Raw genomic sequence first — 15,881 nt, 5'->3', positions numbered from 1 at the left:
TTCAACAGCCTCAGTTCACTGTGTGCGGGTCTATTACTTTTGTTTACTGTGTTTAAGTGGTTTTTTGCGCTGGGCAACGAATATTCTGGCTTAGCTTTTCTGCTGATTAGAAGAAATTGAAATGGATAGGTTTCAAAACTGCTATCAAACGAACCGCTAAAGTGCTTAGTGAGGTTCGTTTGATGGTGTGTTGTGTTGATGTTGGCTGGGCTATTTGACCTTGGTGGCTTGCATCGTAAACCAAGTCTTATAGGGCTGATACTTGTCATAGCACCAATGGAATAGGGTGCTGTAAAAGAAGAAAAAGATCAAAAAAACTGCTTCTAATCCCATGGCTGCCAACCAGCCTATCTGTAAAAACCAAGCGATGGTCGGTATGCTAATGAAAATAAGTCCCCCTTCAAATCCAAAGGTATGCAGTATTCGGGTTTTTAAAGTGCGTTGCTCTCGATTTGCCCCAAATACTCTGTCGAATCCTAGGTTGTAGAAGTAGTTCCACACCACGGTATAAAGACTCAAAGCGATACCGACTATGACAAGCTCACTGGTTCCCTTGCCTGATATGAGGGCAGAAACAGGGATAATAATCGCGAGTGCAATCGCTTCAAAGAGTAAGGCGTTAAAGATACGTTCTGTCGTTTTCATGGCTATTTCCCATTCATTCAATGTGACTATGGCCATAATTTTATCTAGTATAGGGATAAGTAATAGTTAGATAGTATCGGTAAAAGCGATATGTTTAGTCTCGAACAACTCGAAGCCTTTATGGAAACCGTAGAATCTGGTTCATTTTCGAATGCCGCAAGGCAACTTAAGAAAGCACAGTCCGTGATTAGCCAGCATGTGATGAATCTTGAAATTGACTGTGGGGTTGAGTTATTTGACCGTTCGGGTCGTTATCCGGTATTAACGGCCGAAGGCAGTAAATTATTGCCCTACGCAAGAGCGACGATTCTTCAACATCGAAGACTCAAACATACCGCCTTATCGCTTTTTAGTCGTCAATCTTCAGAAGTGTGCCTTGCGATGGATGAAGGCATTCCGATACAGAGAATATCGGAAATTATTCAGTTGTTAGAAAGTGATTTCCCTAATATCGAACTTGAGTTTCTCAGTGCCTCAAGCATAGATATTATCGACATGGTACATTCGGGAAGAGCATCTACAGGACTGATTTTTAGCGAATTATCTATGCCAAGTAGTATAGATTTTGAGAGTATTGGTGTGATTGAATTCGATCTTTATGTGGCGAGTTCGCATCCCTTAGCGAAATCAGTTGCACCGAACATGGACTCATTGCGACTGTATCGACAATTATGCATCCGCTCACGTAATACTAAAACCAGCAGTTTTCAGCAGGCGTTCAGTCCTGATGTTTGGTATGCCGATAACTATTATGTGTTATTGGAGCTCGCATTACAGGGCCATGGTTGGTGTCTGTTACCAGAGCACATGGCATCCAGCTCAGTTTTATCGGGCAACTTGACTCGGGTCCCCATAGAGTTTGAGCAGATAGGCTGGTATGCAAACGTCGATGTGATCCAGCATCAAGATAAAAGCAGCCTGCCATTATTGAAACGACTCAGACAACTGTTTAGAGAACTCTTGGTTGTGCAGAAGTAAATGGTTGGACAGAAATAAAGCAAAGCATAAATAAAACCCCAGTTAAGTGAGAACTCAACTGGGGTTTATTGTTTGTGCGCATCAGGATTTGTGCATTAGGATTTATGGATCAGGACTCATCATTGCGCGGAAAGTTAGCGAGCACTAGCTCGGCGACTTTGCGTAATTCATTCGGGCAAATCCCACTGGTCGCTTGTACGGCCATGCCTTGCAATACTGTGCCGACATAACGGGCAAGCAGTAACGGCTCGGCATCTGCGGGCAAATCCCCTTCATCTTTGGCGCGTTGCAATCTTTCGCACAGAGCGATTTCACCGTCGCGGCGACGATTAATCAAAGTGTCTTTAATCGCTTGCCCTGCTTCACTGCAGGTTAATGCCCCTTGAACAATCAAACATCCCTGCGGATGGCTTTTATCCACCAAAGAGCTCGCGGCCCCGAGCAGCATTGACTCGACCACTAGATAGGCGGTTTTCTGCTCCAGCGCGGGATAGAAAAACGCACAGGGGCGTTGTTCATATAATTCTATCGCTTTGAGAAATAACTGTTCTTTATTGCCGAAGGCGGCATAAAGGCTTGGCTTATTAATGCCCATAGCTTGGGTCAAATCGGTTAACGATGTACCTTCAAAACCTTTGCGCCAGAAGACCTCTAAGGCTTTGGCTAATGCATCGTCAGTGTCGAAGGCACGTGGGCGACCTACACAGGGCGTCGGGGTGACGGTTGACATCATTAGGCTCCTCAATTCTCAATTGCCCCTAGGATAGACATGGGTTTAGTCCGTGTCCAGCCACACTTGCTGACTGATGACCGACTAAGGGGATTTGTCTACTTAGTCATCCAAGGTGTCACCTAAGTTCAGCATTCAATCCGTGTCAGTCAGCGTTCGCCTCAATATTCAAAAAAATGCTTTGAAGATCAAATTAGTGGCTTTCCGCCTAAGGGCGCATTGCAAAGTAAAGATCAGTGCGCGCCTTTAATTTAATACCAATCGGTACATAAATTTGTTGACAGAGTCATTTTACGCTATATATTACCGTCCAGTACAGAATATTTTTTACCAGTCGGTATTTAAATGTGTGTGGTTCGAACAGCGTGACATGCCCGCCACTTTGAGGATAGTAATATGAAGAGCAATAAACCCTTACGAATAATGATGTTAACGGCTGTGGCCGCTTTCGTTCTGTCAGCTTGTGGTGAGCAAACAGCGCAGCAGGGACCAGCACCAAGTGCGCCTATGGTGGATGTAGCCCAAGTATTGCATGAGCGAGTGACCGAATGGGATGAGTTTACCGGCCGTTTACAGGCGCCAGAAAGTGTCACCCTTATCCCGCGTGTATCTGGATATATCGACTCAGTGAATTTTAAAGAAGGCGCCTTAGTGAAAAAAGGCGACGTGTTATTCCGCATCGACCCGAGCGTATTTGAAGTGGAAGTGGCCCGGTTAAAAGCAGATCTTGCTAGCGCACTCTCTGCTGAGCAACTGGCCACAAATGACTTTGAACGAGCCCATAAACTGTTTGACCAAAAAGCGGTGTCTGCCGAGTTACTCGATACCCGTGAGTCAAACAAACGCCAGACCGCGGCTGCAGTGGCCTCGGTGAAAGCGGCCCTGATGCGCGCCGAGCTTGATTTAGCTTATACCCAAGTGCAAGCACCAATTGATGGCCGCGTGTCCTACGCGAATGTCACCGCGGGCAATTATGTCACCGCAGGGCAGAGTGTGCTGACCAGCTTAGTCTCTACCGCCAGCATGTATGCCTATTTCGATGTGGATGAGCAAACCTATCTTAAATACGTGAAATTAACGGCCGAGAAGAAACGTAACGATCCCCGCGCTGGCGACAACCCTGTGTACATGGCTTTAGCTAATGAACGTGATTATCAACATATCGGTATGGTCGACTTTGTGGATAATGCGATGGATAAGCAAACCGGCACCATTCGCGTGAGAGCTTCTTTTGACAATGAAGACAATAGCTTATTGCCTGGCTTGTTTGCTCGCCTTCGCACTGCAGGTAGTGGCGCTTATGAAGGTATCTTGATTGACGATAAAGCCGTTGGCACAGATCTGAATAATAAGTTTGTGTTAGTGGTGGGCGCCGATGGTTTAGTTGAATATCGCGGCGTGACCTTAGGCGAGAAAGTCCAAGGACTGCGCATCGTGACCCAAGGTTTGAAGGCCGAAGACAAGATTGTAGTCAACGGTATGCAGCGTGTGCGGCCTAAGATGCAAATTGATCCGCACATGGTTGAAATGGTTGATAGCGACAAGCTTGAAGCATTACGCCAAGCCCAGTTATTGCTCGATAAAAACCAAGATACTTTGACGGCGCAAGCGGTCGAAACGGCTAGCCGCGGTTAAGGAATAGAACACCATGTTGTCGCAGTTTTTCATTAAAAGACCGATATTTGCAGCCGTACTCTCACTGCTGTTCTTTATCACAGGGGCGATTGCCGTTTGGCAACTGCCGATCACTGAATACCCTGAAGTTGTGCCGCCCACAGTCGTAGTTACCGCTAACTACCCAGGCGCTAACCCTAAAGTGATTGCCGAAACCGTGGCTTCGCCACTGGAGCAGGAAATCAACGGCGTCGAAGACATGTTGTACATGTCATCGCAAGCGACGTCCGATGGACGCATGACCTTGACCATCACCTTTGCCATTGGCACAGATGTAGACAGGGCGCAAACCCAAGTGCAGAGCCGAGTCGATCGCGCTATGCCGCGTCTGCCGCAGGAAGTGCAACGCTTAGGCATAGTCACCGAAAAGTCATCGCCAGACTTGACCATGGTGGTGCATTTGCTGTCACCGGATAACCGTTATGACATGTTGTATTTGTCTAACTATGCGGCGCTGAACGTTAAAGATGAGCTCGCACGGATTAAAGGTGTGGGCGCGGTACGCTTGTTTGGCGCTGGGGAATACAGCCTGCGTATTTGGCTCGACCCGAATAAAGTTTCTGCTCTGGGTTTATCACCTGCGGACATTATTGCTGCCGTGCGTGAGCAAAACCAACAGGCGGCAGCGGGCAGTTTAGGCGCTCAGCCAAGTGGTAGTGCTGACTTCCAACTCTTGATTAACGTGAAAGGCCGTTTAACTGAACTGTCTGAATTTGAAGATATCATCATCAAAGTCGGTCAAAACGGTGAAGTGAATCGTTTGAAGGATGTGGCTCGTATCGAGCTGGGTGCGACGAGTTATGCGTTGCGCTCACTGCTGGATAACAAAGATGCCGTGGCGATTCCAGTGTTCCAAGCATCGGGTTCAAATGCGATTCAGATTTCCGATGATGTGCGCGCCAAAATGGCTGAGCTGTCTAAAGGATTCCCCGAAGGATTAACGTACGAAATCGTTTATGACCCAACCGTGTTCGTGCGCGGCTCGATTGAGGCGGTGATGAAAACCTTGCTTGAAGCCGTGTTGCTGGTGGTGTTAGTGGTAGTGCTGTTCTTGCAAACGTGGCGCGCTTCAATTATTCCGCTGGTGGCTGTGCCTGTATCGTTAGTTGGTACCTTTGCCTTTATGCATTTGCTCGGCTTCTCACTTAACGCCCTGTCGCTGTTTGGACTCGTGCTCGCCATCGGGATTGTGGTGGACGATGCAATTGTGGTGGTCGAAAACGTCGAGCGTAATATTGCCGCTGGTTTAAGCCCTGTTGCGGCAACGCAAAAGGCGATGAAAGAAGTGACAGGCCCGATTGTGGCAACCACCTTAGTGCTGGCGGCGGTGTTTATTCCTACGGCGTTTATGAGTGGTTTAACTGGGCAGTTCTATAAACAGTTTGCCTTGACTATCACTATTTCGACCTTTATCTCGGCGATTAACTCACTCACTTTGAGTCCGGCATTGTCCGCGTTATTGCTCAAGAGCCATGATGCACCGAAGGATGGTTTAACCCGTCTAATGGACAAGTTGCTCGGTGGTTGGTTGTTCACGCCTTTTAACCGCTTATTTAGCCGAGCATCCGATGGCTATGGTTGGTTAGTGCGTAAAGTGATCCGTTTTGGCGGCATTATCGGCCTAGTGTATTTAGGCATGGTAGCGCTAACGGGCGTGCAATTTGCTCATACACCAACGGGTTATGTACCGGGTCAAGATAAACAGTATTTAGTGGCGTTTGCTCAGTTGCCCGATGCGGCTTCCCTTGAACGTACTGATACCGTTATCAAAAAGATGTCTGAGATTGCCCTTAATCACTCTGGTGTGGCGCACTCTATTGCCTTCCCAGGCCTTAGCATCAACGGTTTTACTAATAGTCCTAACTCAGGCGTTGTGTTTGTCGCGCTTGATGATTTTGAATTGCGTAAGAGTCCAGAACTGTCGGCGAATGCCATTGCTGGACAATTGAATAAAGAGTTTGCTGGTATTCAAGACGCATTTATTGCCATCTTCCCGCCGCCACCTGTGCAAGGCCTCGGTACTATAGGAGGGTTCCGTCTGCAAATTCAAGACAGAGCCAACCTTGGTTATGAGGCCTTGTATCAGGTGACCCAACAAGTGATGTACAAGGCGTGGGCCGATCCTCAATTAGCCGGAATTTTCTCTAGCTATCAGGTGAACGTGCCTCAACTTGAACTGGATATTGATCGAACTAAAGCGAAACAGCAGGCAGTGTCGCTCGAGCAAATCTTCCAGACATTACAAACCTATATGGGCTCGACCTATGTTAACGATTTCAATCGTTTCGGTCGAACCTATCGGGTGAATATGCAAGCCGATGAGGCGTTCCGTCAAAGTCCGCAGCAGATAAGTCAGCTGAAGGTGCCGAATCTGAATGGTGATATGATCCCGTTAGGGTCGTTTATCAACGTCAGCCAAAGCTCAGGCCCAGACAGAGTGATGCACTATAACGGCTTTACGACCGCTGAAATCAACGGTGGCCCAGCAGCAGGTGTGAGTACTGGCCAAGCGCAGGCAGCGATTGAGAAAATCCTCGCCGAAACGCTGCCAAATGGTATGACCTACGAATGGACTGAGTTAACTTATCAGCAAATCTTAGCGGGCAATACGGGCTTGTTAGTCTTCCCGCTGGTGATCTTGCTGGTGTTCATGGTACTCGCTGCCCAGTACGAGAGCTTAAGTCTGCCATTGGCGATTATCTTAATCATTCCAATGACCTTGCTCTCAGCCCTCAGTGGAGTGTTAATTTACGGTGGTGACAACAATATCTTCACCCAAATTGGCCTGATAGTGCTGGTGGGACTCGCGACCAAGAATGCTATCTTGATTGTCGAGTTCGCAAAAGAGAAACAAGATCACGGTATGGCACCTATGGATGCGATATTAGAGGCAGCAAGATTACGTTTACGTCCTATCTTGATGACTTCCATCGCTTTTATTATGGGAGTCGTGCCTATGGTGTTCTCCACTGGCGCTGGCGCCGAGATGCGTCAAGCCATGGGCGTAGCAGTATTCGCCGGTATGATTGGGGTGACTGTGTTTGGTCTTATCCTAACGCCATTGTTCTACTACGCACTGGCAAAGCGAGGCAGTAAAAAAGCCGAAGAGCAAAAAGAGCTAACCGTCAGTTAAGCTTGTTTCCCGCGATGGATAAATGTGTACAAAAGGCCTACATAAAGTAGGCTTTTTTGTGTGTTCACGGCGAAAAATATGAAACCTGACTATCTTTAGTTGGGATAAGTTGAGATTAGATTGCCGGCAAAGTTACAGTCAAAGATGGATAGAGCCAGAAGCATATGGGCTTGTTTTAATTGCTGATGAACAACAAAAGGTCATTTGCCAGAGCAGTGTGTTAGTTACATTGCTTATTATGCATGGCAGGCCTATGTTGATTAGATTCAACTGTTTTATTCAGCCAATCAGCTCGCAGTGATATTTGATCTCAGTAAGCGCTATAGTCGATTTAAACGCTTGTGGTTATCCGTGCTTTAAATGTGTGTATGATGTTGTTTATCCATTGTTTGTGGTCACTTTCGTGCGTAATGGCAGTTGGACGATTAGAATGATTACTGTTTTGGCGCTCTTCTATAGGTTCCAATGGAATATTCGATATATTAGTGATGTACAATGCTACACGAATAAAAATAGTTTGTTTTACGCCGTACTCAGCTAAGGTACTTGTTGACCTTGCATCACTATGCCCGAGGTAACTGATGATCTTAAATCGCGCTTTATTTGCTCTAGTTCTGAGTGTTTCTGCCTCTCTGACGCCTCAAGTCATGGCCGCTGAGCTCAATATTAAGCTGGTGGATTTACAGCAGCAGGTGATTGCCGATACTGTCGTGGAGTTGATCCCAGCAGTGATGCCCGATAAGGCTATGCCTGTTGGACATTATGAAATGTCACAAAAAAATCGAACCTTTATCCCTTTTGTGTTGGCGGTCCCTAAGGGCGCCAAGGTGGATTTTCCTAATCTAGATCGCACTCGTCACCATGTGTATTCCTTTTCCGAGGCGAAACCTTTCGAACTTAAACTGTATGTGGGTCAAGCCGAAGCGCCGATTCAGTTCGATAAACCCGGCTTAGTCGCACTTGGCTGCAATATTCACGATTATATGCAGGCATTTATCTATGTGGCGGATAGCCCAATTGTTGCGGTGACGGACGAAAAAGGTGAGATCCAGTTTAAGGATCTTACGGCCGGTCAATATAAAGTCAAACTCTGGCATCCATGGCAGAAGGCGGCCTCCGAGCCGACTGAGCTAATGTTAACCACTGGCGCGAATCAACTCAGTTTGTCCTTAGACATTGAACGCCAAGCTAAACCGTCAGCCCCGCCGTCGGGATTTGGCCACTACGATGCTCAAGGCAAGCCATTACATGCTAAATAGTTTTCGCGCACGGCTGATTTTAGTTTTCTTTATTGTGCTGACTCTAGTGCAGTTTGCCACGGCATTTTCCGTATTGACGGCGACCGAAAGGGACAACTTTTTACAACAACAAAAAAGTTTAGATATTGGTGCCAATGTGTTTCTCGAAGTCCTTTCGAATCGCGGTATTCAGCTCAGCCAAAGTTTGTCCGTGCTCAGTGCCGATTTTGGTTTTAAGCGCGCGATTGCCACCGGCGAGCAAGAAACCATTGAGTCAGTGTTATCCAATCACGGCTCTCGTATCGGCGCCGACGCTGCAGTATTGTTGTCTCCAAAAGGAGAGCTCTTGACCTCGAGTCTACCCGGACTCACTCAGGATGACATTCAATCCTTATTCGATATGACCACCAGCAATAACAATGCTTTAGCTATCCTCAATTTTGATCATGCCAGCTATCAGTTTGTGTTGCAGCCCGTGAAGGCGCCGACCTTGATTGCTTGGGTCGGAATGGGGTTCCTATTGGATGAGAAAGTCGCCCAACAAGCTAAAGCCATTACCGGTATCGATGTCAGCTTTGTCAATCAAGCCACGGGTCGCACCGAAATCGCGTCAACCTTATCCGACGATGAAAAACGCAGTGTGGTAGAGCAAGCGAGCCTATTCCCCAGCCTACTGAAAATGCCCAGTGAGAACATTCCCGTGGATTATCTGTCCATGGCGATCAAACTTTATGATCATAACGGCAGCCAATTAGCCCTACTGCATCAGTCAAACCTTAAGTGGCAGCAAAGTTATCAGCATCTACGCAATAATATGTTGCTGATTTTTGCCTTGACCTTAGCGCTGGCGATTGTGATTGCAATTTGGTTGTCGGGCAGTTTGACTGAGCCTGTGCATCAACTGGTAACTTATGCCCGTAAAATTGGTCAAGGTAAGCAGCCTGGCAGTATTCAAGGTGCGCCAGCAGAACTGCGGGTGTTGGCCAAAAGTTTGTCCTTGATGCGCGACGATATTGAAGCGCGGGAAAAGGATTTAGTCTATCAATCCCGCCACGACAGTTTGACGGGATTGCTCAATCGTTTTGCGGCAAAACAGCATTTAGCGGATCTTAAACATGAACTATCCGGCGCTATGGTATTGCTGGATATTAAACATTTTCGCCATATCAACGACATTATCGGTTTTGCTAACGCCGATACTTTGTTGCTGCTTTTTGCCCGTCGCTTAGAGCAATTAGCCCCCACTCCAGATTTACTCGCGCGATTAGACGGCGACTCATTTTTACTCCTGTATAGCCAAGGTATTCGTCCCGAGCACTTGCTGAAATCATTGGATATGTTGGAGTCGCCATTTCCAATCCAAGGCTCAAATATCTCTCTTACCGTGCGGGCGGGATTACTTGAAATCGATGGCAACGGTGCCGATATCGATGTGTTAGTGCGCCGCGCCGAAATTGCCCTCAATCAAGCCTGTCTCGAGGATCAACGCATTGTCAGTTATCGTCAGGGCGCCGATGAGAAATACCAGCGTGAGCTGACTATTATCCGCGATTTACCCATAGGTTTGGCGCAAAACCAACTCTATCTCGTGTTTCAACCTAAGGTGGATTTACACTTAAATCAGTGTACTGGCGCCGAGGCACTGATCCGCTGGCAGCATCCAACCTTAGGGTTTATCCCGCCCGATGAGTTTATTCAACTCGCTGAAAACTCTGGCAACATTGATATAGTCAGCCAATGGGTGTTGAAGCAGGCGATTAAACAATTAGTCGCATGGCAGCAGCGGGGTATGCTGCTAAAACTGGCCATTAACCTGTCGGCCCATGATTTAGTCGATACCCGCTTGCCGAATCAAATTGCTAGTTTATTAAAAGATAATAATCTGCCAAGCGGCGCACTCTGTATCGAAGTCACCGAAGGCGCTGTGATGAAAGATGCACAGACTGTGGTGAGCGTATTGCAGCGATTCCGTGACATGGGTGTATCCGTCGCCATCGATGACTTTGGCACAGGGCATTCATCCTTAGCTTATTTGAAAATTTTGCCCGTCAATGAAGTGAAGATTGATCGTAGCTTTATCAAAGACATGCTCACGAATAGCCAAGATGTGATGATAGTAAACACGAGCATTCAGTTGATCCACGGCCTAGGGTTTACCGTCGTGGCCGAAGGGGTTGAGGAACCAGAGGGCGTTGAAATCCTGCGTAACCTCAATTGTGACATCATCCAAGGCTATGTGTTTTCAAAACCCTTAAAAGCGGCTGAATTTGATCTGTGGTTCGAAGCGTTTAACCATGCAAATCCCTCAGACACATAAGTTAATTTGCCCAAGAAAGCGCACAAAAGGCGTTAAAATTAGACGTATTCGAAAGAATAAAGCGGAGTAGCGAGTGAACATTGCCATGAATGCATTGAAGTTGAATTCATTAGCTTGGAATTATGTGAAGGCTTTGCCTTGCCTGTTTTTGCTATTGGGCACAGTTCCTGCGTTTGCCGAAGGTAGCCGCGTGGTTGCGACTGGCGGCGGGACGACGATTGAGGGCAGTGCTGGCGGTGGCATAGTGCCGTGGGCGGTGATCAACGGTTATGGCAGTAGCGATGAATGGTCCGCTACGGCGATGGCGACAGGCGTTTATGTCGATGACTTTACGCTGAAAGTGATTGGCGCTTCATTGAGTTTTGATAATCGATTCGAGCTCAGCGTTGCGCGGCAAACCTTTGATTTAGATACTATGGGCGGCGAGTTAGGCCAAGATATCTTTGGGGTAAAATACAAGCTTGCCGGCGAGTTACTTTATACGGCTATGCCGCAAATCACCTTAGGTGCTCAGTATAAAAGAGTCGATGACTTTGCGATTCCTCTGGCGGTTGGGGCGCGGGATGATTGGGGGTTAGATGTGTATATTGCGGCCAGCAAAGTATTTTTCGATGCGGTGGCGGGGCGCAATTTATTACTTAATGGTACAGTGCGCGCGACCAAGGCGAATCAAACGGGTTTATTGGGTTTTGGTACCCAAGCCAGTAATGATTACCAGTTTGTGCTCGAAGCGTCTGTGGCGGTATTGCTGACGGATAATGTGGCGCTGGGTATCGAATATCGCCAGAAACCCAATGAGTTAGCTTTTGCCCGTGAAGATGATTGGCAAGATGTGTTTTTAGCTTGGTTTATCAATAAGCATCTTTCCGTGGTCACCGCTTATGCGAATTTAGGCAGTATTGCGGGTTTTGCCGATCAGCAAGGTTGGTATGTGTCGGTGGAGGGAACACTATGAGTCGTTTATTGCTGAAGCTATTATCTGTCGCCGCTTTGCTTTTTTTTACTGGCTGCGCAGTGCAAACGGCTGAAACATCGGCGCCACAGGTTAACTCAAATAATGACACCTCAAGCCCGCAAACCTTATACCAAGCGCTAGGTGGTGAAGCCGGTTTATCGGCGATTGTCGATGGCTTACTTGCCCGCATAGCAACCGATCCACGCATAGTGCATCACTTCCAAGAGACGGATATCGCGTTATTTCGTGAGCGCGCCATTGAGCATTTTTGTCTGATTGCTGATGGCGGTTGCGTGTATCACGGTGAAAATATGGCACTGAGTCATCAAGGGTTGAATATTACTCAGGCGGATTTTGATGCCTTAGTGGGCCATTTAATTGAATCGATGAAGGAGCAACACATACCATTATCGACCCGCAATGCCCTCCTAAAACGTCTCGCACCTATGTATTCGGACATTACCTATCATTAGATGTGTTGTAACTTTGATGGCTAAAATAGTGAATTTCAGATGCTGCTGTCGTGATGGATAGCAGCATTTTTATTTGCGCTAGAGCAAGAGCGCTTCATCGATGGGGTGAAATTGAGACGCTGCATCCCTTAAGGATTTAGCCGTCAGGGTAGGGACGCCATAGACTTGGGTTTCAACGCCATATTTTTGATGGATTTTTTGCAGTAATAAATCGAAATCGCCATCACCAGACAATAAGATCACAGTATCGACTTCACTCGCCGCTTCCATAATATCGATAGTGATCCCCACATCCCAGTCGCCTTTGGCCGAGCCATCGCTGCGCTGAATGAAAGGTTTTAACTTCACTTCAAAGCCTATGTGCTTTAACGCGTCCTGGAATTTTAACTGCCCATCGTCCCCCTTGTGGATGGCATAAGCCACGGCCAACGCTATGTCGCCTTCGTAACCTAAGTGTTGCCATAATTTACGGTAATTAAATTGGCGGCCATAGGCTTCACGGCAGGTGTAATAGATGTTTTGTACATCCACAAATAAAGCGATTTTCTTCACAGAGTACTCACGTCAGTAGCAGCTAAGGGATGACTATAACACAGACTGGTGTGGCGGTTTTGAAAGGCGCGAAAGTGTGAACTTTACTGAGTCATTTCCAGCGCGAGCATGTTCTCTGTACTTACACTTCACGCTTATAATGCTAATGAACCGTTTGATTTATCAGCATTGCTACTTCATATGCTACTGAAAAGTAATCCCTTTAATGCCGAGTTTAACCAGCGTGCCTAAACGCAGGCTGTGGGCAAAGATTAACGCAGGATTGAATCGAGCAGGGGAATCGTTTTTGTTTGCTAGCGGCCTTGATGATGTTTTTGATATTCGCCCGGTGACATGCCGCTGAGCTTTTTAAAGTAGCGGCCCATGTGGCTTTGATTAGCGAAGCCATTATTGAGGGCGATATCGGTCAAGGATTGCGTTGAATGACTCAAGCTTTGTTTGACCTTTTCGATGCGCACTTGTAGCAAATACTCCTGCGGCGTCATCGCAAATTGGCATTTAAACATGCGGCAAAAATGGTACTCGCTAAGCTGGGCAATCTCGGCCAGTTCAGACAAATAAATCTGCCGATGTGAATGGCAATAAATAAACTCTTTGATCGCTTTCGCCACTTTAGGTGCTAACCCGCCCTTGATTGGCCCCACCGACAAATTAAAGCCGGAACTTTGTAGTAACGTCACCAGCACAGTGTCGGTTACCTGTTCCATCATTAGATGGTTATCACTGATCTGCCAATTGAGCCCGGCAACTTGATGCCGAAATAGCGCCTCTAACCTCGGATTGTCGACAAAGGTCAGCTCAGGTAAACGCACTTGGCGTGGATCTTTATCAAAGACTCGCACGGCCAATTTCTTCAGATGTTCATCGCTAAAATACAAATGCATAAATTGCTGCGGTTGTCCCAGTTGCCAATGGCTTTGGCAGCCTTGGGGCATAAGGCAAAACTTGCTGGGCGCGCCATAGTCGGCTTTGATATCGGTTCTGTGGGTTTCGTAGCCGCCATCCAGATACATGCTCAGCGTGTGTTGTGTGTCGTTTTGGTAATACAAACGCTCGCCCGCATTTTGATAATGGGCCCAAGATAAATCCTCCGTAATCACTTGTTGGCGAATACAGGTCTTAGCAGATTTATCAAAACTGGTGTATTTGGGCTCCATGGGGTCCTTGTTATCTCACTGGCTAAGTGTTTTGTCTGTCCAAATTATCGCACTTATTAATGCGGCTCAACGTTCGCTCGCGATTAAAACCGCAATATCGTGTTATGACCCACAAGATGGTGACATAAGGACGAAAGTCATCGCTGTATAGTTCGCGTCATTAAGTATTTTATGAAGGTGAGGGGGGCTCATTATGGCTGCTGTGATGTATTTGCTGATGATTTTTGTGTGGGGTTTTTCGTGGATTGCCATTAAGTGGCAGCACGGTGAGGTGGCGACGGAAGTCTCGATTTTTTATCGCTTCGCGATAGCAAGCCTGTTGATGTTCGCCTTCGGCTTTGCCTTTAACAAGCTGCAAGCGGTAAAGCTTAGGCAGCATCCTTGGTTTGCACTGCAAGGCGTGTGTCTATTTTGTTTGAACTTTATCGCGTTCTATACCGCAACCCATTATATCGCCAGCGGTTTAACGGCGGTGATTATGGCCACTGCGCCCATTTTTAATGCGATACATGGCCGCATTTTTTACGGCACGCCCACTACCCGCAACTTTTGGTTAGGAGTCAGTGTCGGTCTGGGAGGCATTATCTTACTCTTTGGCGCCGATTTGCTCGCGACTCAGTGGTCACAAACCTTAGTGTGGGGCTTACTGTTTTCGCTGCTAGGTACGTGGTTTTTCTCGATTGGCAATATGATCAGCATGCGTAACTCGCGCGATAATGTGTCGCCTTTTACCTCGACAGCATATGCCATGTGCTACGGCAGTGCGGCGTTACTGCTGATCATCTGGTTTAAAGGTTTAAGCTTTAGTTTACCGCTAACAACGAGTTATCTTGGCAGCTTGTTCTACTTAGCCGTTATCGCCTCTGTGATTGGCTTTACCGCTTATTTGATCTTGGTTGAGCGAATTGGCGCTAACGCAGCGGCGTATCTGTTGGTGATAACCCCTGTGGTGGCGCTTAGTGTATCGAGTGTGTTTGAGGATTATCACTGGACTTGGTATTCAAGTGTGGGACTCTTGCTGGTCGCGCTCGGTAACATGTTAACGCGCCGCCAACGACCGCTTGCTTGGTTTAAGTCTTCTACCACGCCAGCGCTGAAAGCCTAACGTCGCAGCTAGCGTCATGATGCACATGAGGAAAGGCTCGATTCGACGATTGTAAGTCAGTCGAGCCAGTACTTATTTGAAATATTGTGCCGGTGTGGTGCCGGTATATTGCTTAAAAAAGCTGATAAAGGCACTGTCACTGGAAAATTGTAAATTAAAGCCCACCTGCGCTACCGATGCCCCCGCCGCCAATTGTTCAATGGCTGAGAGTAAGCGCCATTGCTGGCGCCATGCTTGATAAGCCATTCCCGTCTGTGCGCTAAAAATGCGGCTAATTGTGCGTTCACTGGCTCCGATTTCTACTGCCATATCCTTAAGATTGGCTGGCGGTTTTTGGTGTTGTTGCAGTTGCGCAAGCCAGGTTTTTAAACGTTTATTCTGTGGGAGGGGTAAAGCCAGATTTTCTTCCGCGGCATTGCCCAATTCTTCGCAGAGCAGCAAAAAGGCATTGTGCTGAGTGCTTCTTGGTTTGTCCCAAGGCCAAAACGACATAGTGTCGATTAACGCTTTGAGTAGCGGGTTTACATGGAAAATAGTGACTTTATCGGGCAATGAAGTGACGGTTTCTGGTTCAAAGTAGAGTGAGCGATAGGCAACCACATTACGCATGGTGACGCTGTGCTTAACGCCAGCTGGCAACCAAGCCGCACGCGTTGGCGGTAACACCATTTGAGTCTCGGCTAGGGTGAATCTCATCACGCCTGTGGGGGCGTACAGCAGTTGTGCTTTTCTGTGGTAATGCACTCCCGAGTCGTGCTCGCCCATATCTGCGGCAATGCCAATGACCAGATTATCCAGCTGGTCTGGATTAAATTGCTGTTCAGGTAGAATAAAGGCCATTTTGTCCTTTTTTTGATGTTTTTTGTCTAAGTGTTGCTAATGGACACATTTGGATTTTATCTATACTGCGCCATCTTTGACAAG

13 protein-coding genes are annotated in these 15,881 nt (G+C 47.3%); 8 read left to right on the top strand and 5 right to left on the bottom strand.

Features of this window, described 5'->3' with window-relative positions; all coding sequences use genetic code 11:
* Positions 1-210: 210 nt before the first annotated feature.
* Positions 211-645, bottom strand: a complete 435-nt coding sequence (locus AC5YB3_RS05645) for a PACE efflux transporter (protein ID WP_006086899.1) — start codon at positions 643-645, stop codon at positions 211-213.
* A gap of 90 nt (positions 646-735) precedes the next feature.
* On the opposite strand from AC5YB3_RS05645, the gene AC5YB3_RS05640 reads away from it, so the two are divergent.
* Positions 736-1,623, top strand: a complete 888-nt coding sequence (locus AC5YB3_RS05640) for a LysR family transcriptional regulator (protein WP_006086898.1) — start codon at positions 736-738, stop codon at positions 1,621-1,623.
* A gap of 109 nt (positions 1,624-1,732) precedes the next feature.
* Here AC5YB3_RS05640 and AC5YB3_RS05635 read toward each other — a convergent pair whose 3' ends face one another.
* On the bottom strand, positions 1,733-2,356 hold the full coding sequence (locus AC5YB3_RS05635) for a TetR/AcrR family transcriptional regulator (protein ID WP_115334105.1): 624 nt from the start codon (positions 2,354-2,356) through the stop codon (positions 1,733-1,735).
* A gap of 393 nt (positions 2,357-2,749) precedes the next feature.
* Here AC5YB3_RS05635 and AC5YB3_RS05630 point away from each other — a divergent pair, with 393 nt between their 5' ends.
* The 6 genes from AC5YB3_RS05630 (at position 2,750) to AC5YB3_RS05605 (ending at position 12,143) form a co-directional block, all read left to right on the top strand.
* Entirely contained in the window at positions 2,750-3,988 is a 1,239-nt protein-coding gene (locus tag AC5YB3_RS05630; RefSeq protein ID WP_311898007.1) for an efflux RND transporter periplasmic adaptor subunit, read from the top strand.
* Positions 3,989-4,001: 13 nt separating this feature from the next.
* Complete coding sequence (locus tag AC5YB3_RS05625) at positions 4,002-7,160, top strand: efflux RND transporter permease subunit (protein ID WP_494526722.1); 3,159 nt, start codon at positions 4,002-4,004, stop codon at positions 7,158-7,160.
* A gap of 581 nt (positions 7,161-7,741) precedes the next feature.
* A complete protein-coding gene (locus AC5YB3_RS05620; protein WP_012197474.1) occupies positions 7,742-8,419 on the top strand; it encodes a methylamine utilization protein in 678 nt (225 codons plus the stop codon).
* Positions 8,409-10,715: a bifunctional diguanylate cyclase/phosphodiesterase gene (locus AC5YB3_RS05615; protein ID WP_494526721.1), complete on the top strand. Its 2,307-nt coding sequence runs from the start codon at positions 8,409-8,411 to the stop codon at positions 10,713-10,715. The genes AC5YB3_RS05620 and AC5YB3_RS05615 overlap by 11 nt, the downstream gene beginning before the upstream one ends.
* 85 nt (positions 10,716-10,800) lie before the next feature.
* Positions 10,801-11,670 (top strand): DUF3034 family protein, encoded by an 870-nt coding sequence (locus tag AC5YB3_RS05610; protein WP_427721469.1) that lies wholly within the window; start codon positions 10,801-10,803, stop codon positions 11,668-11,670.
* A complete protein-coding gene (locus AC5YB3_RS05605) occupies positions 11,667-12,143 on the top strand; it encodes a group I truncated hemoglobin (RefSeq protein ID WP_494526720.1) in 477 nt (158 codons plus the stop codon). The genes AC5YB3_RS05610 and AC5YB3_RS05605 overlap by 4 nt, the downstream gene beginning before the upstream one ends.
* A gap of 78 nt (positions 12,144-12,221) precedes the next feature.
* Here the strand turns inward: AC5YB3_RS05605 and AC5YB3_RS05600 are convergent, their stop codons facing one another.
* On the bottom strand, positions 12,222-12,695 hold the full coding sequence (locus tag AC5YB3_RS05600) for a LabA-like NYN domain-containing protein (RefSeq protein ID WP_006082658.1): 474 nt from the start codon (positions 12,693-12,695) through the stop codon (positions 12,222-12,224).
* Positions 12,696-12,988: 293 nt separating this feature from the next.
* Positions 12,989-13,852 carry a helix-turn-helix transcriptional regulator gene (locus AC5YB3_RS05595; RefSeq protein WP_494526719.1) on the bottom strand — a complete coding sequence of 288 codons (864 nt, stop codon included), beginning with the start codon at positions 13,850-13,852 and terminating at the stop codon, positions 12,989-12,991.
* 193 nt (positions 13,853-14,045) lie between these two features.
* On the opposite strand from AC5YB3_RS05595, the gene AC5YB3_RS05590 reads away from it, so the two are divergent.
* On the top strand, positions 14,046-14,957 hold the full coding sequence (locus tag AC5YB3_RS05590) for a DMT family transporter (RefSeq protein WP_226059628.1): 912 nt from the start codon (positions 14,046-14,048) through the stop codon (positions 14,955-14,957).
* A 72-nt stretch (positions 14,958-15,029) separates the two neighbouring features.
* Here the strand turns inward: AC5YB3_RS05590 and AC5YB3_RS05585 are convergent, their stop codons facing one another.
* Positions 15,030-15,797, bottom strand: coding sequence for an AraC family transcriptional regulator (locus AC5YB3_RS05585; protein WP_494526718.1), 768 nt, complete (start codon positions 15,795-15,797; stop codon positions 15,030-15,032).
* Positions 15,798-15,881 lie beyond the last annotated feature (84 nt).

The sequence above is a fragment of the Shewanella sp. 1311 genome (assembly GCF_059338235.1).
The sequence above is the reverse complement of the archived record's forward strand: the minus strand, read 5'-3'. Positions and strand labels throughout refer to the sequence as shown.

Bases quoted from the DNA above. Each gene is read 5' to 3' on its own strand.
- AC5YB3_RS05640 (WP_006086898.1), top strand. From the start codon at position 736: ATGTTTAGTCTCGAACAACTCGAAGCCTTTATGGAAACCGTAGAATCT.
- AC5YB3_RS05635 (WP_115334105.1), bottom strand. From the start codon at position 2,356: ATGATGTCAACCGTCACCCCGACGCCCTGTGTAGGTCGCCCACGTGCC.
- AC5YB3_RS05645 (WP_006086899.1), bottom strand. From the start codon at position 645: ATGAAAACGACAGAACGTATCTTTAACGCCTTACTCTTTGAAGCGATT.
- AC5YB3_RS05620 (WP_012197474.1), top strand. From the start codon at position 7,742: ATGATCTTAAATCGCGCTTTATTTGCTCTAGTTCTGAGTGTTTCTGCC.
- AC5YB3_RS05605 (WP_494526720.1), top strand. From the start codon at position 11,667: ATGAGTCGTTTATTGCTGAAGCTATTATCTGTCGCCGCTTTGCTTTTT.
- AC5YB3_RS05615 (WP_494526721.1), top strand. From the start codon at position 8,409: ATGCTAAATAGTTTTCGCGCACGGCTGATTTTAGTTTTCTTTATTGTG.
- AC5YB3_RS05585 (WP_494526718.1), bottom strand. From the start codon at position 15,797: ATGGCCTTTATTCTACCTGAACAGCAATTTAATCCAGACCAGCTGGAT.
- AC5YB3_RS05610 (WP_427721469.1), top strand. From the start codon at position 10,801: ATGAATGCATTGAAGTTGAATTCATTAGCTTGGAATTATGTGAAGGCT.
- AC5YB3_RS05590 (WP_226059628.1), top strand. From the start codon at position 14,046: ATGGCTGCTGTGATGTATTTGCTGATGATTTTTGTGTGGGGTTTTTCG.
- AC5YB3_RS05630 (WP_311898007.1), top strand. From the start codon at position 2,750: ATGAAGAGCAATAAACCCTTACGAATAATGATGTTAACGGCTGTGGCC.
- AC5YB3_RS05595 (WP_494526719.1), bottom strand. From the start codon at position 13,852: ATGGAGCCCAAATACACCAGTTTTGATAAATCTGCTAAGACCTGTATT.
- AC5YB3_RS05625 (WP_494526722.1), top strand. From the start codon at position 4,002: ATGTTGTCGCAGTTTTTCATTAAAAGACCGATATTTGCAGCCGTACTC.